Below are 18962 nucleotides of genomic sequence, written 5' to 3'. Positions count from 1 at the left end.
GCGTGTGGGAAGCGCGTCGCCCAGGCGCGTGCGGGGACGACGCACTTCGCAGACCCCTGCATCGGGCAGTTCGGCACTTAAGCTGAGAGATCAGCGCAGTCGGCGCAGGACATCGGCGGTTGCCAAAGCCGCGGTTGCCGCCTCGTACCCCTTGTCTTCTTTCGAGCTTTCCAGCCCGGCTCGGTCGAGGGCCTGCTCTTCCGTGTCGCACGTGAGCAGGCCGAAGCCCACGGGCGTACTGGAATCGAGTGCCACGCGCCCCAAACCGTCGGTGGCGGCAGTGCACACGTAGTCGAAGTGCGGAGTGCCGCCGCGAATGACAACCCCGAGAGCGACAACGCAGTCATACTGTTTCGCCGCCGCCTGGGCGGCGATAGGCAGCTCAAACGAGCCCGGCACCCAGTGCACGGGCGCATCGATGCCGGCTTCTGCTGCGGCGCGCTGGGCACCGGCCACAAGACCGCCCATCACCTGGTCATGCCAGCGCGAGGCGATGATCGCCATGCTCAGCGGGCCTGCCTGAACTGCCGTGCGGGGTGAGATTTCGGGTGCTCCGTGTCCTGCCATCAGAGTGTCCTTTCCAGAAGGTGCGACATCCTGTCGCGCTTGGTTGCCAGGTAGGCGATGTTCTCCGGCCGCGGGGCGACTTCGGCATCCACGCGGGTCACGTCAATGTCCATGTGCTGCAGCGCGGTGATTTTGGTCGGATTGTTGGTCATGAGCCGCACCGAGTGCAGCCCCATGTCGGCGAGAATCGCGGCGACGGCGTCGTACTTGCGCGCATCAGCGGCAAAGCCCAGGCGCGTGTTGGCGTCCACGGTGTCCACGCCGGTGTCCTGCAGGGAATAGGCGGCGATTTTGCCGGCCAGCCCAATGCCGCGGCCTTCGTGTCCGCGCACGTAGATCACGTGCCCGCCTACTGTCGCAACGGTGCGCAGCGCCTGGGCCAGCTGTTCGCCGCAGTCGCAGCGGTGTGAACCGAAGACATCGCCTGTAAGGCACTCTGAATGGATCCGCACGAGCGGTGTGGAATCGGCGTTCGGCGGGCCGCTGAGCACCAGGTGGTCAGTCCCGTCGAAGGTGTACGCGGTTGCCGTGAGTGTCCCGAAGTCGGTGGGCAGGGGAACCGTCTCTCCGCGTACGAGGCGCCGCCCGGCTGTGTTTCCGCCTGCGGCTGCCGACTGGGCTGCGGTGGGGCCTGTTGACTGGTTTTTGCCCGAGGTGGTGGGCACTGGGGTCATTGGGGCGTCCGGATTGGCCTTGCGGTAGGCAATGAGGTCGGCGATCGTGACCATTGCCAGGCCGTGTTCGCGAGCGAACTCGGCAAGTGCCGCAAAGCGCATCATGGAGCCGTCGTCGTGGACGATTTCGGCGATGACCGCCGCTGGGCTGCGGCCTGCCAGGCGGGCGAAGTCGAGGCCTGCTTCGGTGTGGCCGTCCCGGGCGAGCACACCGTCATCCTGTGCGATGAGCGGGAACAGGTGGCCGGGCCGGGTGAGGTCTTCCGTGCGGGTATCGGGGTCTGCCAGGAGGCGCGCGGTGAGGCTGCGATCAGCTGCACTGATGCCGGTTGTCACGCCTGCTTTGGCGTCAACGCTCACGGTGTAGGCGGTGCCCTTGGGGTCTTCGTTGTCAGCCGTCATGGGTGGCAGCGCCAGCCGCTGGGCGGTTTGGGCGGGAATGGGTGCGCACACAACACCCGATGAGTACCGGATGATGAAGCCCATCCATTCGGCCGTCACGGCGTCTGCGGCCATGATGAGGTCGCCTTCGTTTTCACGGTCTTCGTCGTCGACCACGACAATCGGACGGCCTGCCGCAATCTGCTGTATCGCGTCTTCAATAGAGGCCAAGGTGGTGGTCATGGCTGGTCCTTTCGGGGTGTGAGGGCTGTGAATTCGGCGCGGCGTTCGGCGTATTTCGCAAGAATGTCGACCTCGATGTTGATGGGATGACCGGGTTTGACCTGGCCGAAGACTGTGCGTTCAAGCGTTGCTTCGATCAGCCCGACTTCCACCCAGTGCTCATCAGCACTGGCGGGGCTGACCGCGGTCAGGGTGAGGCTGGTGCCGGACAGGCTGATGGAGCCCTTCTCCACGGTGTAGGGGGCAAGGTCTGCGGGAATGTTCACGCGCACTGTGCGCCACAGGCCGTTGTCTTCGACGGAAGCCACGTGCCCCACGCCGTCCACATGCCCTTGGACAATGTGTCCGTCAAAGCGACCACCCGCAGGCATGCACCGTTCGAGGTTCACCGGATCACCCGGATGCAGGGCCCCAAGAGCTGAGCGGCGCAGCGTTTCGCCCATGAGCAGGGCACGGAAGGTGCCTTCGGACTGGGGCCCGGCTGGCGCCTCGTCATCTTCTTCTGCCTGTGCGGCAACCAGGGGTGCCGAGGTGAGGCACACCCCGTTGACCGCGAGCGAACCGCCCGGCGGGAGGTCGGCCACGAGCGGCCCGGCTTCCAGGGTCAGATAGGCGCTGTCGTCAGCCTGTTCAAGTGAGACGACGGTTCCGACGTGCTCAATGATTCCGGTGAACATGGTGTCCTTTCTCATCCGGGACCAGGCGCAGCAGAACATCCGCGCCGAGAACCTGTGGGTTGGGGTGGGCCGTGAGGTGCGCTGCTCCGGCAGTATCGAGGGTGAAGCCGTGCGCTTCACGCAAGGTGGTGACATTCAGTCCGGCCGTGCTGGGTAAGCCCTCACCTAAAAGCACGGGCGCTTGGTAGATCAGGAGCTCGTCGGCCAGATCGCGGCCTATGAAGCTGCTCACCAGCCGGGGACCGCCTTCGACAAGCAGGTGCTCAACACCGGCGGCTGTCAGCTTGGTCAGCGCCTGGTCGATTGTTTCGGCGGTGATGGTCCGCGGGTTGTTCGCCAGGTGGCTCTCCGGTGGCAGTGGGCGGCGGCCGATGACCACCGGGATCGGCTGGGAAGTGACCGCGGGGGTGCCGGGGCGGGCACTCAGCCGGGGGTTGTCGGCAAGCGCGGTGCCTGTGCCCACGGCAATCGCATCGACGCGGGCGCGAATCCCGTGCGCGTGAGCGCGGGCTTGTTCCCCCGTGATCCACTGGCTTGTGCCATCGGCCGCGGCAGAACACCCGTCGAGGCTCTGGGCGATCTTGCACGTGATGAACGGCCTGTTTTCGTGCACTGCACGCAGCCAGCGCGCATTGAGCGCCTGGCTTTCAGCGGCCAGCACTCCGGTCGTCACAGCAATGCCTGCCGCGCGCAGAACATCCGCGCCGCCGCGGGCTGTCGGGTTCGGATCGGCTGTGGCGATGACCGTGTGGGTGATCCCGGCGTCGATGATCCGCTGGGTGCACGGGCCGGTCCGGCCGGTGTGCGAACAGGGCTCCAGGGTCACGACCATCGTCGCCCCGACCGTGTCAATACCGTGGGCCCGGGCGAAGTCGAGAGCGGCAGCCTCAGCGTGCGCGGTTCCTGCCCCGGCGTGAAATCCCACGACCGGACCGGAGTGCAGCGGCAGCAGAACAGCGCCGACCAGGGGAGTGGCACCTCGCGAACCGTATGCGGCGTGATCGAGGGCAGCCCGCATGGCCTGCTCGTGAGTCAGGCCGGTGCTCTCAGGCAGAAGAAAAGCCGCCTGGACTTCCATAAGAACCTCCCGGTACAGCCGGGAGATGGGAGTCCACAGCGGCGCTGTGGGTTCGCAAAGACATGCCGGGTACACCGACAGTGCCTGCGCGAGCAGACCGTGTTCCTCCCATCCAGACTCTTACTGTCGGTCTCGGAATTGCACCGAGTCGGCCGGGTGTTCGCACGGCGTGTGCCGTGGAGCAGCCGGGTCGCGGACTGTCACCGCCGGTACGGAATTTCACCGTCCCCGGAACATCTGAAGCACATAGTAGCTCCTTGCTGTGACATGTGCGACACGGGGTCGGGTGTGCGCTCGTCTTTGCGGCGTGCATAGCCAAGTTATATAAATGAGGTATGGAAAATGAGCGCCTTGTCACTGATCTTGTTGCCGCGGCCGGGAGGTTCACCCGCGCTGTTCGCCGGGGCACTCACGGTGACGAAGGCTGGTCAGCGTGGCGTGCGCTGGCGGTCATCGACCAAAGTGAACGCACCACGGTCGGGCTGCTGGGGCAGCTGTACGGATGTTCGCAGCCTGCGGCCACGAAAATCGCGGCGCGCCTGACCGCGGACGGTTTCATTACACGCCGACCAGACCCCGATGATGCGCGCGCTTCCCTTCTGGAAATCACCGACAAGGGCCGACAGTGGCTCGTGTCTGAGCGCACCGCGGCGGTGAAGAAAATGGGTTCGGCGGTCGATGACCTCACGGCCGATGACGTCGCTGCGCTGACCCGCTCGGTCGACTTGCTCAACAGCATGGCGGCAGCCCTCGTCGACGACGAATAGAGGACTGTGATGCCTGAGAAATACTTCGCCTACGTTGACGAGACTGGTGACCTTGGTGACTTGAGCGTGAGCCCCAAAGCAAGCCCGCACTTCGGGATGGCCGCTATTGTTTTTCCTGCCAGCGCAGCTGGCGATGTTCGCCAATTGATCACAGACCTTAAGGGCGAATTCAAAGTTCCCCACGACAAGCCGTTTTCGTGGAAGGAGTACGTGCGAGATCACGACCGGCGCCTCCATGTTGCCGACCATCTCAGCATGTTGGACAAGGTGCAGGCCATCTACGTCTACACCGATAAGGCCGCCGTGACTGAGGGTACTTACACCACGGAACGTGGCGCGCTTTATAACTATGTTGCCGGAAAAATGTTGAAGAACATTCTCTGGGCGGCCCGGAACTCCGGCGTCAAGAAGGGTGATTTGACGATCCGCTTTTCACACGTCAAAGGCTTTGACCACGATGCCGTCAGTCGGCCCTACCTTGAAACGACTTTGCCGACTCAGAAAAGCCTCCCGATGGAGCTGCTTGACTCCCTCCAGTGGGTGGCTGCAACGAAGTACCGCGAGTCCGATGTCGCCGATCTCTTTGCAGGCTGCTTGAATGAGGCTCTGCGCCCTGGGCGGTACGGGCACGTGGAAGGACGCTACCTCCGCACGGTCTGGCCGCGTGTACGCGGCACGGAAAACTGCACAAACGCCAGCAACTACTGTGCCGTTCCCCTCGGACTTATGGCAATGCCGAATTACAAGGTGATCTCACCCGAGTGGTTCCCCTTGTCCCGATTGCCCCAAGATTAAGTGAGGAGCGGGTTAGCACTCCCCGGAGTCGATCCACTTAAGGAGTGCGGCGTTGTGCGCCGCCGAGCATCCGGGCGAGTGCTAACCCGCTCCTCCAGATAAACACCTCTAATATCGTGGTGTTTTCTACCCATAGGATACAGGGCCGCTTGTGCACGTATCAATAGCGCACGAGCTGTGGGCTCGCCGGTTCAACCGCTTCAGCTGAGCAGAATTGCCGTGGCGATCGAGAAGTAGATGATGAGGCCCGTTGCGTCGGCAAATGTGGAGATGAACGGGTTGGAGAACACCGCCGGGTCGGCGCCGACCTTCTTGGCGACAAGCGGCATGACCCCGCCGATTGTTGCGGCCATTGTGCAGATCGACAGAAGCGTAAGACCTATGACGGTGCCGATCCCCACATCGAAGGCCAGAGATGCTGCGAGGAAGCCCAGAACGCCCAGGGTGAGCCCCAGGGTGAAGCCCACGCGGGCTTCGCGCCAGATGATCTTGGGCATGTCGCGCACACGGACTTCGCCCATTGCCAGGGCGCGGGTAACTGTAGTGGCCGCCTGGTTGCCGGTGTTTCCGCCGGTGCCGGTCAGCAGCGGAATGAACAGCGCCAGTGCTGTCAGCTGTGCCAGCCGGTCTTCGAACACATTGAGCACCTGCACTGTCAGGACAGCTGACACCGCAAGCATCGTCAGCCACACAACGCGGGAGCGGAAGATGCTGAAGATCGAAGCCGACAGATAGGACTGCGCCAGGGGCTCTGAACCACCCGAGCGGGCGGTGTCTTCGGTGTCTTCTTCTTCGACGATGTCGATGACGTCGTCAATCGTCAGGATTCCCACCAGGCGCTGTTCGCGGTCGACAATCGGCATTGCAATGAGCTTGTCGCTTAAGAATCGGCGCGCGGTCTCTTCGCGGTCGTCGACAGCGCTGGCGCTCACCGGCTGGTTGGCAATGTCGCGGATGACAACCGAATCGTCTTCGCTCAACAGTCGGCGAAGGCCGATGACTCCCGTGAGTTTACGGCTGGAATCGACAACTGGCAGCAGGTAGATGGTTTCGGGGTCGTCAATCCTGCGGCGGACGTAGGCCATGGCTTCGCCCACCGTGAAGTCCTGGTTGATGCCGATGACCTCCGGCGACATGTAGCGGCCGATCGCTTCGGGCGGGTAGCCCAGGACCGAGGCGGTCATGTGGCGTTCGGAAGGGCTCAGGCCGGCCATGAGCCGGTCGGCAACCGCGGCCGGCAGTTCGTCGAACACGAGCGCGCGGTCGTCCGGGTCGAGCTCTTCGATGAGTTCCGCGACGTCGGTTGAGCGCAGTCCGCTGATCAGATCGGCCTGGTATGCCGGTGGAAGGTCTTCGAAGATGCCCAGGGCAGTGTCTTTGTCCAGCACCCGGTAGAGCACGGCGGCCTGTTTGGCCGGCATTGATTCGATGAGGTACTGGAGGTCGTCGGGGCTGACATTGCGCGCCGCGTGGGCGAGTTCGGCCAGTTCAGCTTCGCCCTTGGGGCGTGATCGCAGCGCTTCTTCTATAAGTTCGACGGACACTGCCCCTCCTTGCGCTGCCTGCGGGGAAGGCAGTGCGGCAGGCGGCGCGGTGCTGAAGGTGATTGGTCAGGCCGCCGTGTCGGTGCTCCCCCATAGACTTCGAATATGTCACGCGAAAACACTCTGCATGCTTCCGCCCAGTCGATCTTAGCCCAACTGACGGGGCGGCCAGACGCGGTTTTTCGCGACGGACAGCTGCAGGCGATCGACACTCTGGTCCGTGATCGGCGCCGGGCTCTTGTCGTCCAGCGCACCGGGTGGGGCAAGTCCGCCGTGTATTTTGTGTCCGCCCGACTGATCCGGCAAGCCGGGGGAGGACCGACGCTCGTCATTTCGCCTCTGCTGGCGCTCATGCGCGATCAGGTTGAGGCGGCCCACCGGGCGGGTGTCAGTGCTGTCACCATCAACTCGTCCAATGTCACCGAATGGGATGACGCCGTCGATGCGCTGCGCCAGGATCGCGTTGATGTTCTGTTTATATCTCCCGAACGGCTGACGAACCCGCGCTTTCGGGATCACGTGCTCGGCGAGGTTCTTAAGCGGGTCGGCATGATCGTCGTCGATGAGGCCCACTGCATTTCAGACTGGGGTCACGACTTCCGGCCGGACTACCGACGGATCGGCGCGCTTGTGCGCTCGCTTCCGGACTCCGTGCCCGTCTTGGCAACAACCGCCACCGCAAACGAAAGGGTGGTTGCCGATGTCGCAGCTCAGCTGGGCGAGGACACGGTGGTTGTCCGCGGTCCGCTCACACGCGATTCGCTGCGCCTGGGCGCTGCCGGTGTGTGGTCGGCTGAGGACCGCATCGCGTGGCTGTGTCAGCACATGGGCGACTTTCCCGGCAGCGGCATCGTCTACACGCTCACGGTGTCAGCGGCCGAAGACCTCGCCCGGGCGCTGAAGCAGGCCGGCTGGAATGTCGAGGCCTACACCGGCGGCACGGATGCCGAAGAGCGCACCCGGCTGGAAGACGCTTTGAAGAACAGCGAACTCAAAGCACTCGTTGCCACCAGCGCACTCGGCATGGGCTTTGACAAGCCGGACCTGGGGTTCGTTGTGCACTTCGGTGCTCCCGCCTCGCCCGTGGCCTACTACCAGCAGGTCGGCCGTGCAGGCCGCGCAGTTGAGCACGCAGATGTCCTCCTGCTGCCCGGCCGTGAAGACCGCGCAATCTGGGACTATTTCGCAACCGCATCCATGCCGGACCCTGAAGCAGCCGAGCGCGTCCTGCAGGTTCTTGCCTCAGCCGATGGTCCCATGTCCGTGCCCGCTTTGGAGCCGCTTGTCGACGTCAAGCGCTCGGCACTGGAACTGCTGCTGAAGACACTGCAGGCCGACGGCGCTGTCGAGCGGGTGCAGGGCGGCTATGTGTCCACCGGGGTCGGCTGGACATACGATGCTGAGCGCTACGCCGGTGTTGCTGCGGCCCGCGAACGCGAAGCGCGGGCAATGGAACAGTACTTGGCTACGGACGACTGCCGCATGGTGTTCCTGGCCCGCCAGCTGGACGACACCACGGCCGAGCCGTGCGGACGCTGTGACAACTGTGCGGGCACGTGGTGGTCAGAGAACATCGATCAGGGTCTGCGCGACAGCGCGCAGTCGCTCCTGTCCGCTGTCGGTCTGCCGGTCGCGCCGCGCGCCCAGTGGCCCACCGGAATGCCGAAGGCGGGCATTGACATCAAGGGCAAGATCCCAGAAGGCGAAAGAGCCGAAACCGGCCGGGTCATTGCCCGGCTGACCGACCTCGGGGCGGGGCAGACGCTGCGCCAGTTCCTGGCTCCGGCAGCTGACGATGAGCAGATTCCAAAGCCCATTGGCGATCTTGCGGTTTCGGTGCTGGCCGACTGGGACTGGGCAGTGCGTCCCGACTGTGTTGTCGGCATTCCCAGCACACACCGCCCGAACTCGGCTCAGTCGCTTGCCCAAGGGCTCGCAGCAGTGGGCCGCATGGAGTACTTGGGTCAACTGGAGCTTCTTCACGATCCCGGCAGCCCAGATGTCAACAGCGCCTACCGGGTCAAGAACCTGTGGGATGCGCTCAGGGCCAGTCCACAGCTGGAGGCTGCAGTGGCAGGGCGAACCGTTCTGCTGACGGACCTTGAAATCGCTTCGCGCTGGACCATGACCATTGCAGCGCGCCTTCTGCGGCAGGCCGGGGCGGCCGCGGTTCTGCCGTTTGCGCTTGCCCAGCGAGGGTGAGCCCGCCCAGCCGGGGCGCGAACCGAGCGCGAGAGGACGCGCTCGGCGCGTGTAGATCAGGACTCTGAGTTCTTTTTGCGGGCCGCTCGATCGCGCTCTTTTTTCGACGTCCAGATGACGGTGCCGATGATCAGCGCAAATGTGATCCAGATGGCGTATTTGTCAATGAGTTTGAGCAGGTCAACCGCCGGTTGGCCTATGAACCAGCCCAAACAGGCACTGATCGTGGACACCAGCAGGGCACACGCGATGTTGGCGCTGATGAACGTGCGGAACCGCATTCCAGACCATCCGGCCACCAGCCACACCAGGGAACCGGGCACACCGGGGAAGCGGCCGAACACCACGAGGGTCACCAGCAGCCACTGCGGCAGATTGCGGATTCTGGTTGCCTTCCGGTAGGCCGAAGGGGTGTTGGCCACCATGCGCACCACGTTTTCACCCCAGTGGCGGCCTGCCAGCCACCACAGCCAGTCGAACTTCACCGCACCGATGAAACCGGCCAGAATCGCCAAGGACAGCGGGTAGCCTTCAACATTCGCGAACGCACCGGCCCCGGCAATGACGGTTTTTGCGCCCGTGATGACAGACAACAGCACCGGCATTTTGGCAATGAGAAAGGGCCGGAAGGGAAAGAGCACAAGGAAGAACAGCGGCAGGCCGATGATGAAGCCCAACAGCACCTTGTCGGCTTTGGTGGGGGTGCGCTCGCCCCACGGCCAGGGGATCTGATTTGGGTTCTCTGCGCCGTCGTCCGAAGCGCCGTCGGCACGAGTGCTGTCGGCGTTTTCTGAGCTGTCGCCGGAAACGTCACCGGAGACATCGCCGTGCTTGTCGTCCGCTCTTTCTTCGTGTGCCATTCCAGTAGTCTAAAGAACGACCGCTGCCGGCAACGACGCGCGACAGGAGCTCTCATGCGAATCTTCGGCTTCACCGAATACGGCGGCCCGCAGGTGGCCGGTTTTCTCGATGTTCCAGCACCGCAGGCTGAGGGCGATGGTGTCCTCATCGACGTTGAAGCGACCACCGTCAATCCCGGTGATATCAAGGTTCGTTCCGGGCAGCGGCAGAAGTCTTTTCCGGTGCGCTTCCCCATGGCCATGGGCCGGGAAGCCGCGGGGACCATTCGAGCGCTGGGTCCGAACGCACCCGCTGGCCTGGATGTCGGTCAGCGGGTGTTCGGTTCGGCAGCACCGGGCATCGGCACTTTCGCAGAGCAGACGGTGCTGATCGGTGCCTCGGCCACCCCGGTGCCTGAAGAGCTGAGCGCCGGAAGGGCGGCGAGCATTCCGGTTGCCTTCGGAACCGCGCACGATGCCCTCAATCAGCTCCGCCTGCGACCGGGACAGCCGCTGTTGGTTCTCGGTGCGGGCGGAGGTGTGGGTTCGTCGGCGCTGTCCCTTGCCAAAGCCGCCGGGCTCACAGTGTGGGGAGTGGGTTCGGCAGGGAAGCACGATGTCATCACGCGCCTGGGTGCTCACCACATTGAGTCCGGTCCTGGGTGGGCTGACCGGGTGCGACAGCTGGGAACTCCCGCGGCTGTTCTCGATCTGGTGGGCGGTGAGGTGCTGCGCGAGGGTGCCCAGCTTCTAGCTGACGAGGCGCCCGGCGGCTGCGCTGGTGACGCTGCGGGCGAGGCTGCGGGCCAGCGGGTGCGGATCGTGTCGGCGGCTGATCCCGCTTTGGCGAAAGAACTTGGGGGATCCGGTATTGTTCGGCACCGCACACGCGAAGTCTTCGCCCGTATAGCCCAGTTGCTGGCCGCATCTGCGGCACCCACCTGGGTGTCGGCTCGCTACCGCTTTGCCGATGCCGCGCAGGCGGTTGCAGACGTCGAGGACGGCCACGCGGCCGGGAAGATCATCATCCGCATCTGACCGGCCAGTTGACGAAGCTGACCGCTGACGCCAGCCAGCACAGGTGACCGCAAGCGCGAGCCAACGCAGCCAGTGGAAGTCCGACGGTGCCTCGTCAGATGAGCCCGTCAGATCAGGCCGTGGGGTGCTGCGGGCTGGCGAACAAAGCACTTCCAGCGCTCCAGCAGCGGGTGCGGGCCGACCCGCTCTTCGTCGGTGTGGGCATCGAAAACCCGGGTGGCTCCGTCGTGGCTGAACTCCGGCCAGTCGGCCCGGCCGGTGCGGGCAAAGCGCAGCCAGGCATCCCGCATGCGGCGGCCGGTGCGGCGTTCGCGCTCGGTGGGGCCCTGCGGGAAGGTCAGCGCACCCATCCCGTCGGTGTAGTTCTCAAACAGCAGCGGAAGGTCGACCGTGTGGGCGGACTGGATTCCGCCGCGGGGGTCAGCCTCCAGCAGATAGGCCCAAGCACCCGGGATGGCCTGCGCTATATCGAGAGCCGGGACCGTGAACATGAAGTCGGTGTTAACGCGCTCGTAGACAACCGGCGGGCGGGCGGTGCCCTCTGGTGCAGTGACCAGTCGGCCGTACTGGGCTGCCTCCGGCTGGGTGCGTGGGCCGATGGTCGCCAGGGTGCGCTGTGCGACAGCGTCGTTGGGCTGGCTGCGCGCCAGGGCTATGAACAAGTTGAACTCTTCTGCGTTGCTGCCCACAAGCACTGGAATGTCCGGCGGTGTGCTGCGCAGCGCCTTCCACGGTCCGCGCGGCAGAACCGTGCCGTCGACCACCGGAGTCAGGGGCGGTTCAAAGGCCGAAGCGGCACCCCACGAACTCAGGCTGCGCTTGGCTGTGGCGGTGAGTTCTTCCAACACTGCGCGGCGTTCGGTGCGGCTGAGTGAACCGAAGAACTCCGGTGTTGCCTGCGCTTCCGGGCGAATCTGGCGTGCAGCCTCGACGGCTGCTTCCGTGACCTGGGCGGCGAGCTCGGCTTCGAGAATCATGGACGGCGGGGACTGCAGAATGGCGCGCTGGAACAGTCCCTGTGCACGGGGCATGGTCAGCAGGCAGTGAATGGCACCGGCTCCGGCGGATTCGCCGAAGACCGTCACCCGCTGCGGATCGCCGCCGAAAGCGGCGATGTTGTCCCTCACCCAGGCCAGTGCGGCAATCTGGTCGAGCAGACCGCGGTTGGCCGGAGCGCCGTCCAACTGGAGGAAGCCCTCGAGGCCCAGCCGGTAGTTGATGGAAACGAAAACGCAGCGCTCGCGGGCGAAAACACTGCCGTTGTACTGCGGTTCGGCTGAACTGCCCAGAACATAGGCCCCGCCGTGAATCCACACCATGACCGGCAGTGCTTGACCCTGCGTGCGCTCAGCTGGGGTCCACACGTTGAGGCTCAGCCAATCATCGCCTTCGCGGTGTTGCTCCAGGCCAATCTCGCCGGCGGGCATGAACTGCGGGCAGGGTGGGCCGAAGGAGGTTGCTTCGAACTGCCCACCGGGCAGGGTCTCCAGTGCCCGAGGCGCCTGGAAGGCTGCCGCTTCCGTCATCGGCTGGGCGTACGGGATTCCCAGATAGGACTCGACTTCGCCGTCGCTGAGCCCGCGGACGGTTCCGCAGGGGGCGGTGATTGTCGGCTGGCTGGTTTCTGCTGGTGTGAAAGTCATGGGCTCCGGTGCGTGACAGTGGGCTGAGGAATCTGCGGTCTGAGAGACCTCTGGTCTGCCCACCACGATAGCGGCCCAGGTGCAGTTGGGTGTGCTGCGAAAAAATTTTCTGCCGCCGGGGAATAAGGTCGCGCCATTCAGAGTTGAGCCTAGTGAACGCAAGTTTGATGATGGGCCTCGACTTAATGAGTTTGACGGTCCAGGCATCCAGTAGCAGACTTGAGTCAGATGCACTCACAGTGCGAAGGCTCTTTTGAAAGGAGACACGAACAATGGCTCGTGCAGTAGGTATTGACCTCGGAACCACCAACTCGGTCGTCGCAGTCCTCGAAGGCGGTGAACCGAAGGTCATCGCGAACGCTGAGGGCGGCCGCACCACCCCGTCGGTTGTCGCAGTGAACAAGAACGGCGATTCGCTGGTCGGTGAAATCGCCAAGCGCCAGGCTGTCACCAACGTCGAAAACACCGTGTCCTCGGTGAAGCGCCACATGGGCACCGACTGGACCACCAAGCTCGGCGGCAAGGACCTTACGGCGCCGGAAATCTCAGCCCGCATTCTGCAGAAGCTCAAGCACGACGCTGAAGAGTACCTGCAGGACACCGTGACCGACGCCGTCATCACCGTCCCCGCATACTTCAACGACGCCCAGCGTCAGGCAACCAAGGACGCCGGCCAGATTGCCGGTATGAATGTCCTGCGCATCATCAACGAACCCACGGCAGCGGCTCTGGCCTACGGTCTGGAGCGCGGCAAGGAAGACGAACTCATCCTCGTGTTCGACCTCGGCGGCGGAACCTTCGACGTTTCGCTCCTGGAAGTCGGCAAGGACGAAGACGACTTCTCTACCATTCAGGTGCGCGCCACCTCGGGTGACAACGAACTCGGCGGTGACGACTGGGACCAGCGCTTGGTCGACTACCTGGTCGGACAGGTCAAGAACGGCTACGGTGTGGACCTCACCAAGGACCCCACCGCCATGCAGCGCCTGAAGGAAGCTGCTGAGCAGGCCAAGAAGGAACTGTCCAGCGCAAGCAGCACCAATATTTCGCTGCAGTACCTGTCGATGAGCGAATCCGGCCCCATCCACCTGGATGAGAGCATCAGCCGCGCCAAGTTCGAAGAGCTCACCGAGGACCTCCTGGCCCGCACCAAGAAGCCCTTCGAGCAGGTCATCGCTGACGCTGGCGTGAGCCTGTCCGACATCGACCACGTGGTCCTTGTCGGCGGTTCCACCCGTATGCCCGCAGTGGCCGAAACGGTCAAGAAGCTCACCAACGGCAAGGAGCCCAACAAGGGTGTCAACCCGGACGAGGTCGTCGCAGTCGGCGCTGCCGTCCAGGCCGGTGTTCTGCGCGGTGACCGCAAGGACGTTCTGCTCATTGACGTCACCCCGCTGTCGCTGGGTCTGGAGACCAAGGGCGGCGTGATGACCAAGCTGATCGAGCGCAACTCGCCGATCCCCACCAAGAAGTCCGAAACCTTCACAACGGCCGAAGACAACCAGCCGTCCGTGTCGATTCAGGTCTTCCAGGGTGAGCGCGAGTTCACGCGCGACAACAAGCCGCTGGGCACCTTCGAGCTGACCGGCATTGCACCCGCCCCGCGCGGTGTGCCGCAGATTGAGGTGTCCTTCGACATCGACGCCAACGGCATTGTGCACGTGTCGGCAACCGACAAGGGCACCGGCCAGGAGCAGTCGATGACGATCACCGGCGGTTCGGCCATTCCGCAGGAAGACATCGACCGCATGGTGCGCGAAGCAGAAGAGCACGCTGACGAAGACAAGAAGCGTCGCGAAGCTGCCGACACGCGCAACAACGCCGAAACGGTGGCCTACCAGACGGACAAGCTCATCAAGGACAACGACGACAAGCTGCCCGAAGACGTCAAGAATGAGGTCCAGGCAGATGTCGACGCTCTGAAGGAAGCCCTCAAGGGTGACGATGACGACGCCGTCAAGCAGGCATACGACAAGCTCCAGCAGTCGCAGACCAAGCTGGGCGAGGCCATCTACTCGGCAGCTCAGGCTGAAGCCGGTGCGGAAGGTGCTCAGGCTGACGCCGGTTCTGCTGACGACGATGTCGTTGACGCCGAAGTCGTTGACGAAGACGAGGAGAAGTAATGACCGCCGAGAACCCAGACGGCCGCGACACCGACGACCAGGGCTTCTCGTTCAAGGACAACCGTCGGATTGATCCCGAAACCGGTCAGGCCCGCCCCGCGGGTCAGGCCGGGGAAGGGGCCGATACCCCGCAGTCTGAACAGCAGCCGGAGGGCCAGCCGGACGCGGAGCAGCCGGCGGCTGACGCTTCGGATCTCGGTGTTGAGATTCCCGACGACGCTTCGGGCATCGAAGACGCCGAACCGCAGCCGGAATCGGACGAAGCCAAGCGCTACCTTGACGACCTGCAGCGGCTCAACGCCGAATACGCGGCCTACCGTCGCCGTTCGGAACGCGATCAGCAGGCTGCTCGCACAGCCGGTCTGCAGGACGCGGTCGAAGCGCTCATGCCCGTGCTTGACGAAGTGAAGCTGGCCCGCGAAGCCGGTGATGTCACCGGCCCGTACGAAAAGCACGTCGACAGGCTCCTTGAAGCCCTCGGCAAGCTTGAAGTCGTGCAGTACGGCGAAGCCGGTGAGATCTTCGACCCGAACATCCACGACGCTCTCATGCAGCAGCCCTCGGCTGATGTAGAAGAGCCCACGGTGTTCATGGTCATGCAGCCGGGCTACAAGATCGGCGATCGCGTCATTCGGGCAGCTCGGGTGGGGGTTCACCTCCCTGAAGCCTGACACACTCACAATTGCCGAGGCGGAGCTTCCGACCACCTGGCGGGGCACCTGGGTGCCGTGCTGGGGGAGCGGGGCTCCGCCTCGGCGGCTAGAAGAACACAACAGCAGATCAGTTCGGCATTGAAAGGAGGGGCCGGATGAACTCGGGACCGCAGAATGAGTGGTTCGAGAAGGACTACTACAAAACGCTCGGAGTCTCCAAGGACGCCTCCGATGCTGAAATCAAAAAGGCCTACCGCAAACTGGCCCGCAAATACCACCCGGACGCCAATCCCGGCAACGCGGAAGCAGAAGAGAAGTTCAAGGAGATCTCGGCTGCGAACTCGGTGATCGGCGATCCTGAAACTCGCAAACAGTACGACCAGGTGCGCGCCATGGGCGGCGGCGCCAGGTTCCAGGCGGGCGCCGGCGGTGCCGGTGCTGGCGGCTTTGAGGACATCTTCTCGGGCCTGTTCAACACCGGCGGCACCGGAGCTCGGACTCGTGTCGGCGGGTACCCCGGCGGAGGGCCGGACTTGTCCGACCTGTTCGGCGGCGGCTTTGGCGGTGGCGGCTTCGGCGGCTACCAGCAGGCTCCGCAGAAGGGCGGGGACATCCGCTCGAAGGCACGCCTGAGCTTTACCGAGGCGATTGAAGGCGCCACTGTGAAGCTCAACATGCCCGGCGGAAAGCCGCTGACCGTCCGCACTCCCGCGGGAGTGAAAGACGGCCAGGAAGTCCGCGTGCGCGGTAAGGGCAAGCCCAGCCCCAATGGGGGCCAGCCCGGTGATGTCATCCTCACGGTCGAAGTCGCACCGCACAGTGTGTTCACACGCGATGGCAACAACCTGCGTATGACGCTGCCGGTCACGTTCCCGGAAGCGGCACTTGGAACACAGGTTTCCGTGCCGACTCTGGGCGGGCAGCCGGTCACCATGAAGATTCCCGCCGGTACGCCGTCTGGGCGCACACTGCGCCTGCGCGGCCGGGGCATCGACGCGAAGTCCGGCAAGGGCGACCTGCTGGTGACCGTTGAAGTGACTGTGCCGCGCAATCTCAGTGCCGAAGCGAAAAAGGCGGTTGAAGACTTTGCTGCCGCTACCGCAGGGGAGAATCCTCGTGAAGGCCTGCAGCGGAGGGCGGGTGAAGCCTGATGATTCCCGCAGACCGTCCTGTCTACATGATTTCTGTGGCGGCCGAATTGGCGGGCATGCACCCGCAGACGCTGCGGCAGTATGACCGACTGGGGCTGGTGACGCCTCAGCGGTCAGCTGGGCGCGGTCGACGCTACTCGGCTGACGACATCGAAAAGCTGCAGCTGGTGCAGCGACTGAGTCAGGATGACGGCATCAACCTCGAAGGCATTAAGCGGATTCTGCGGATGCGCGAAGAAATCGAGGCCATGCGCCGCGAACAGGAAGCTATGCGTGCCGAAATGGAGGCTATGCGCCGTCGTTTGGAAACTGCCGGCAGAATCTTTGCCGCAGCTTCGTCTGGCGATGTTGTGTCTCTGTTTGAGGACGGTCAGGGTGTTGGCCGCCGGGCACGCCCGGCCAGGCGCATTGCCGGTGTGCTCATGCCGGGAGCATCCGCTCGCCGCACACGCTAGTGCTGTGTTCCTCCGGCACGCCAGCGCTGAGAACGGCCGGGTTTGGAAACAGTGAAGGGGCGGCCCGTGTGGGCCGCCCCTTCACTGTGTTTCAGTTCAGAATCTCAGTTCTGCGACTGCCGCTCAGGCCTTGCGGTTGCGGCGGGTCAGCAGAACGGTCGCACCGCCGACGGTGAGCAGTGCGGCACCAGCTGCCAGAGCGCCGAGGCCCTGACCGGTGCGCGGGAGAGCGCCGGACGAAGCAGGAGCTTCCGATTCTTCATCAGCGTTGGCTTCGTCGGCATCAGACTTGTCGGAGTCAGAGGAATCACCGGAGATGGCTCCGCCGGTGCTGCCGGACTTCTTGTCTTCCTTCTTGTCCGACTTCTTAGCTTCGCTGACAACCTCGAAGGAGTCCTTGAGCGTCTCGCCGTCGAACTCAGCGGTGATGGTGTACTTGCCGACGTAGTCCTCGGCATTGCCGTCGGTGATTCCGGCCACGCTGAGGGCGGCGATGCCGTCTTCGTCAGCTTCGACGGTCTGTGAGTACGACTGGACGTTCTTTGCCTTGCCGGAGGTGCCGGTGACGGTGAACTTCACCTTGGTGCCGGGTTCAAGGCCGGAAACGGCAGCACCGATGCCCTTCTTCTTGTTGTTGAAGTCGCTGGCCTTGATCTTCTTTTCAGACAGGTGCAGAGTCGGCTCTGTAGCAGGTGCTTCTTCCTCAGACTCTTCGTCTTCAGCCGGGGCTTCTTCGCCGGACTCTTCGCCCTCGGTGCTGTCTTCGGCGCCTTCCTCGGCCCCTTCGCCGTCATTGGTGTCTTCGGCACCTTCGCCGGCACCTTCGCCTTCATCGGTGTCTTCGGCCCCTTCGCTGCCGTCGTCGTTGGCGTTGTTTTCGCCCTCGGTGCCGTCTTCGCCCTCCTCGGTCTTGCCGTCGGCGTCGGTGTTGCCGTCAGCCGAGGTTGTCGGGCTGCTTTCGGATGTTTCACTGGCTTCGGTTTCCGGGCCCTCCGAAGCGAAGGCGGGGGCTGCGGCGAATCCGAATGCGCCGGTCAGGCCGAGAGACAGGGCTACTGCGGGAGCGAGGATGGTCTTCTTCACGGTGATCCTTTTCCTAAAAGAGAGTGCGAAGCACCCGTGTGTTTGACCCCTTCAACCTAGCCGCACCTGTGTGAAAGATCAGTGTTTTCTTGGAACTTCCAGGTGAACATCTCGAAACGGCATCAAATGTGCAGGTCAGAGCGCTTGATATTCCGAGAGCCCGGGCGCTCAGATTCCGAGATCCCGGAATTTAGTGCTGTCTGGGCCTCGCATCTCGGTCCGGGTGCTCAGACCCAGGGAGGGGGAGTGGGCAGGTCTTCGGGGGTGGCCGTGCCCGAACCGCCCTTTGCGTCGTCCTGTCTTCCCGACGCAGGCCACCCGCGGCCGATTGCGTACTGCAGAAGTTCGTTGAATTCGCCTGTCACTTCGACCGGTGTGCTGAAGTCCGTTTCGTTCTTCTCGGTGCCTGGAATGTCGATGTGCCAGTCGCTGAGGTCATCTCGATCAGTCACATGGAAGAGAAAGTTCGCTCGTGTCTGAGTCTTCTTCCAGTGGTCAATGAGCTCAGCGAAGATGCGATCGGCCGCCGCTGTGGGAAAGTCGAGCGCGGTGTAGCCGATGTTGAGGTCAAGTGCGTGGACAAAGCACTCCCGGGCTCGTGCCCACGGAATGAACGATGCGGCAGTGTCCTCTCCCTGCCCGGTGCGGACAAGCGCAGACCACGCCTCGTCGTTCATGCTGCTGAGTGCCTGCGTGAGCTCTTCGGACGCTTCGTGGGCCATTGTGCTCACATCCCCGTCGGCGGTCGAAGCGGCAAGCTGCTCGATTTCGGCATCACGCGCTGCTCGTGACGGGTACATGGGGTTTTCCCGTCCGGTGCGCGCCCATTCGATCAGCCGCATAAAGGCGTCGGCATTGGCGATCACGTGCATGGCCACGTGCTTGCGGGTCCACCCCGGCAGCCGCGATGGGCTGTTCATACCGGTGTGCGTCACCTGGTCGAGAGCCTGCAGGTAGAAGCCTTCGGCGAGCATTCTCAGCTGGAGGTCGTCTGTCGTGCTTGGGGTGTCGTCAGCCATGGTCACGACAATACCCGCCGATTCTCTGTC

At 63.8% G+C, this 18962-nt stretch carries 17 protein-coding genes and 1 riboswitch; of the genes, 8 read left to right on the top strand and 9 right to left on the bottom strand.

The genetic code is table 11. The features are described 5' to 3' along the window. Window positions 1-90: 90 nt before the first annotated feature. The 4 genes from ribH to ribD are packed head-to-tail and all read right to left on the bottom strand — an operon-like array spanning window position 91 to window position 3620. Window positions 91-567 (bottom strand): 6,7-dimethyl-8-ribityllumazine synthase, encoded by a 477-nt coding sequence (ribH, locus tag HMPREF2757_RS08925; RefSeq protein ID WP_070575626.1) that lies wholly within the window; start codon window positions 565-567, stop codon window positions 91-93. Then, window positions 567-1865 (bottom strand): bifunctional 3,4-dihydroxy-2-butanone-4-phosphate synthase/GTP cyclohydrolase II, encoded by a 1299-nt coding sequence (locus HMPREF2757_RS08920; RefSeq protein WP_070575623.1) that lies wholly within the window; start codon window positions 1863-1865, stop codon window positions 567-569. Before HMPREF2757_RS08920 ends, ribH begins: the two co-directional genes overlap by 1 nt. Next, window positions 1862-2542 carry a riboflavin synthase gene (locus tag HMPREF2757_RS08915; protein ID WP_070575621.1) on the bottom strand — a complete coding sequence of 227 codons (681 nt, stop codon included), beginning with the start codon at window positions 2540-2542 and terminating at the stop codon, window positions 1862-1864. Before HMPREF2757_RS08915 ends, HMPREF2757_RS08920 begins: the two co-directional genes overlap by 4 nt. Next, entirely contained in the window at window positions 2523-3620 is a 1098-nt protein-coding gene (gene ribD / locus HMPREF2757_RS08910; protein ID WP_070576330.1) for a bifunctional diaminohydroxyphosphoribosylaminopyrimidine deaminase/5-amino-6-(5-phosphoribosylamino)uracil reductase RibD, read from the bottom strand. The genes HMPREF2757_RS08915 and ribD overlap by 20 nt, the downstream gene beginning before the upstream one ends. 96 nt (window positions 3621-3716) lie before the next feature. Continuing rightward, a riboswitch (FMN riboswitch) is annotated at window positions 3717-3860 on the bottom strand. A 95-nt stretch (window positions 3861-3955) separates the two neighbouring features. Between ribD and HMPREF2757_RS08905 the strand changes: the two genes are divergently transcribed. Together HMPREF2757_RS08905 and HMPREF2757_RS08900 are read left to right on the top strand one after the other, a co-directional pair. Further along, window positions 3956-4387 (top strand): MarR family winged helix-turn-helix transcriptional regulator, encoded by a 432-nt coding sequence (locus HMPREF2757_RS08905; RefSeq protein ID WP_070575619.1) that lies wholly within the window; start codon window positions 3956-3958, stop codon window positions 4385-4387. A gap of 9 nt (window positions 4388-4396) precedes the next feature. After that, window positions 4397-5182, top strand: coding sequence for a DUF3800 domain-containing protein (locus tag HMPREF2757_RS08900; RefSeq protein WP_070575616.1), 786 nt, complete (start codon window positions 4397-4399; stop codon window positions 5180-5182). A gap of 200 nt (window positions 5183-5382) precedes the next feature. Here HMPREF2757_RS08900 and mgtE read toward each other — a convergent pair whose 3' ends face one another. Beyond that, entirely contained in the window at window positions 5383-6726 is a 1344-nt protein-coding gene (gene mgtE, locus HMPREF2757_RS08895; protein WP_070575613.1) for a magnesium transporter, read from the bottom strand. Window positions 6727-6831: 105 nt separating this feature from the next. On the opposite strand from mgtE, the gene HMPREF2757_RS08890 reads away from it, so the two are divergent. After that, window positions 6832-8928 carry a RecQ family ATP-dependent DNA helicase gene (locus HMPREF2757_RS08890; RefSeq protein WP_070575610.1) on the top strand — a complete coding sequence of 699 codons (2097 nt, stop codon included), beginning with the start codon at window positions 6832-6834 and terminating at the stop codon, window positions 8926-8928. A 56-nt stretch (window positions 8929-8984) separates the two neighbouring features. Here HMPREF2757_RS08890 and HMPREF2757_RS08885 read toward each other — a convergent pair whose 3' ends face one another. Continuing rightward, window positions 8985-9788: a DedA family protein gene (locus tag HMPREF2757_RS08885; protein ID WP_070575607.1), complete on the bottom strand. Its 804-nt coding sequence runs from the start codon at window positions 9786-9788 to the stop codon at window positions 8985-8987. Between the two features lie 54 nt (window positions 9789-9842). Between HMPREF2757_RS08885 and HMPREF2757_RS08880 the strand changes: the two genes are divergently transcribed. Then, a complete protein-coding gene (locus HMPREF2757_RS08880) occupies window positions 9843-10805 on the top strand; it encodes an alcohol dehydrogenase catalytic domain-containing protein (RefSeq protein ID WP_070575604.1) in 963 nt (320 codons plus the stop codon). 107 nt (window positions 10806-10912) lie between these two features. On the opposite strand, the gene HMPREF2757_RS08875 is transcribed toward HMPREF2757_RS08880, so the two are convergent. After that, window positions 10913-12448, bottom strand: coding sequence for a carboxylesterase/lipase family protein (locus HMPREF2757_RS08875; RefSeq protein ID WP_070575602.1), 1536 nt, complete (start codon window positions 12446-12448; stop codon window positions 10913-10915). A gap of 272 nt (window positions 12449-12720) precedes the next feature. Between HMPREF2757_RS08875 and dnaK the strand changes: the two genes are divergently transcribed. The 4 genes from dnaK (at window position 12721) to HMPREF2757_RS08855 (ending at window position 16830) form a co-directional block, all read left to right on the top strand. Further along, window positions 12721-14571, top strand: coding sequence for a molecular chaperone DnaK (dnaK, locus tag HMPREF2757_RS08870; RefSeq protein ID WP_070575600.1), 1851 nt, complete (start codon window positions 12721-12723; stop codon window positions 14569-14571). Then, the gene (locus HMPREF2757_RS08865) at window positions 14571-15242 is read left to right on the top strand and encodes a nucleotide exchange factor GrpE (protein WP_070575597.1); all 672 of its coding nucleotides are present in this window, start codon (window positions 14571-14573) and stop codon (window positions 15240-15242) included. Before dnaK ends, HMPREF2757_RS08865 begins: the two co-directional genes overlap by 1 nt. A 137-nt stretch (window positions 15243-15379) precedes the next feature. Further along, the gene (locus HMPREF2757_RS08860; protein ID WP_070575595.1) at window positions 15380-16375 is read left to right on the top strand and encodes a DnaJ C-terminal domain-containing protein; all 996 of its coding nucleotides are present in this window, start codon (window positions 15380-15382) and stop codon (window positions 16373-16375) included. Beyond that, on the top strand, window positions 16375-16830 hold the full coding sequence (locus HMPREF2757_RS08855; protein ID WP_070575592.1) for a heat shock protein transcriptional repressor HspR: 456 nt from the start codon (window positions 16375-16377) through the stop codon (window positions 16828-16830). The genes HMPREF2757_RS08860 and HMPREF2757_RS08855 overlap by 1 nt, the downstream gene beginning before the upstream one ends. Before the next feature lie 123 nt (window positions 16831-16953). On the opposite strand, the gene HMPREF2757_RS08850 is transcribed toward HMPREF2757_RS08855, so the two are convergent. Together HMPREF2757_RS08850 and HMPREF2757_RS08845 are read right to left on the bottom strand one after the other, a co-directional pair. Further along, entirely contained in the window at window positions 16954-17913 is a 960-nt protein-coding gene (locus HMPREF2757_RS08850) for a hypothetical protein (RefSeq protein WP_070575590.1), read from the bottom strand. Window positions 17914-18140: 227 nt separating this feature from the next. Then, complete coding sequence (locus HMPREF2757_RS08845) at window positions 18141-18932, bottom strand: maleylpyruvate isomerase family mycothiol-dependent enzyme (RefSeq protein ID WP_070576326.1); 792 nt, start codon at window positions 18930-18932, stop codon at window positions 18141-18143. Between the last annotated feature and the right edge of the window lie 30 nt (window positions 18933-18962).

The organism is Brevibacterium sp. HMSC063G07 (genome assembly GCF_001810665.1).
GTDB lineage: Bacteria > Actinomycetota > Actinomycetes > Actinomycetales > Brevibacteriaceae > Brevibacterium.
The sequence above is the reverse complement of the archived record's forward strand: the minus strand, read 5'-3'. Positions and strand labels throughout refer to the sequence as shown.

What these genes read in the sequence shown, in the direction of transcription:
- HMPREF2757_RS08915 (WP_070575621.1), bottom strand. Translation starts at nt 2,542, where the DNA reads ATGTTCACCGGAATCATTGAGCACGTCGGAACCGTCGTCTCACTTGAA.
- HMPREF2757_RS08860 (WP_070575595.1), top strand. Translation starts at nt 15,380, where the DNA reads ATGAACTCGGGACCGCAGAATGAGTGGTTCGAGAAGGACTACTACAAA.
- HMPREF2757_RS08890 (WP_070575610.1), top strand. Translation starts at nt 6,832, where the DNA reads ATGTCACGCGAAAACACTCTGCATGCTTCCGCCCAGTCGATCTTAGCC.
- HMPREF2757_RS08900 (WP_070575616.1), top strand. Translation starts at nt 4,397, where the DNA reads ATGCCTGAGAAATACTTCGCCTACGTTGACGAGACTGGTGACCTTGGT.
- dnaK (WP_070575600.1), top strand. Translation starts at nt 12,721, where the DNA reads ATGGCTCGTGCAGTAGGTATTGACCTCGGAACCACCAACTCGGTCGTC.
- HMPREF2757_RS08865 (WP_070575597.1), top strand. Translation starts at nt 14,571, where the DNA reads ATGACCGCCGAGAACCCAGACGGCCGCGACACCGACGACCAGGGCTTC.
- HMPREF2757_RS08885 (WP_070575607.1), bottom strand. Translation starts at nt 9,788, where the DNA reads ATGGCACACGAAGAAAGAGCGGACGACAAGCACGGCGATGTCTCCGGT.
- HMPREF2757_RS08920 (WP_070575623.1), bottom strand. Translation starts at nt 1,865, where the DNA reads ATGACCACCACCTTGGCCTCTATTGAAGACGCGATACAGCAGATTGCG.
- HMPREF2757_RS08845 (WP_070576326.1), bottom strand. Translation starts at nt 18,932, where the DNA reads ATGGCTGACGACACCCCAAGCACGACAGACGACCTCCAGCTGAGAATG.
- HMPREF2757_RS08880 (WP_070575604.1), top strand. Translation starts at nt 9,843, where the DNA reads ATGCGAATCTTCGGCTTCACCGAATACGGCGGCCCGCAGGTGGCCGGT.
- ribD (WP_070576330.1), bottom strand. Translation starts at nt 3,620, where the DNA reads ATGGAAGTCCAGGCGGCTTTTCTTCTGCCTGAGAGCACCGGCCTGACT.
- HMPREF2757_RS08875 (WP_070575602.1), bottom strand. Translation starts at nt 12,448, where the DNA reads ATGACTTTCACACCAGCAGAAACCAGCCAGCCGACAATCACCGCCCCC.
- HMPREF2757_RS08855 (WP_070575592.1), top strand. Translation starts at nt 16,375, where the DNA reads ATGATTCCCGCAGACCGTCCTGTCTACATGATTTCTGTGGCGGCCGAA.
- ribH (WP_070575626.1), bottom strand. Translation starts at nt 567, where the DNA reads ATGGCAGGACACGGAGCACCCGAAATCTCACCCCGCACGGCAGTTCAG.
- HMPREF2757_RS08905 (WP_070575619.1), top strand. Translation starts at nt 3,956, where the DNA reads ATGGAAAATGAGCGCCTTGTCACTGATCTTGTTGCCGCGGCCGGGAGG.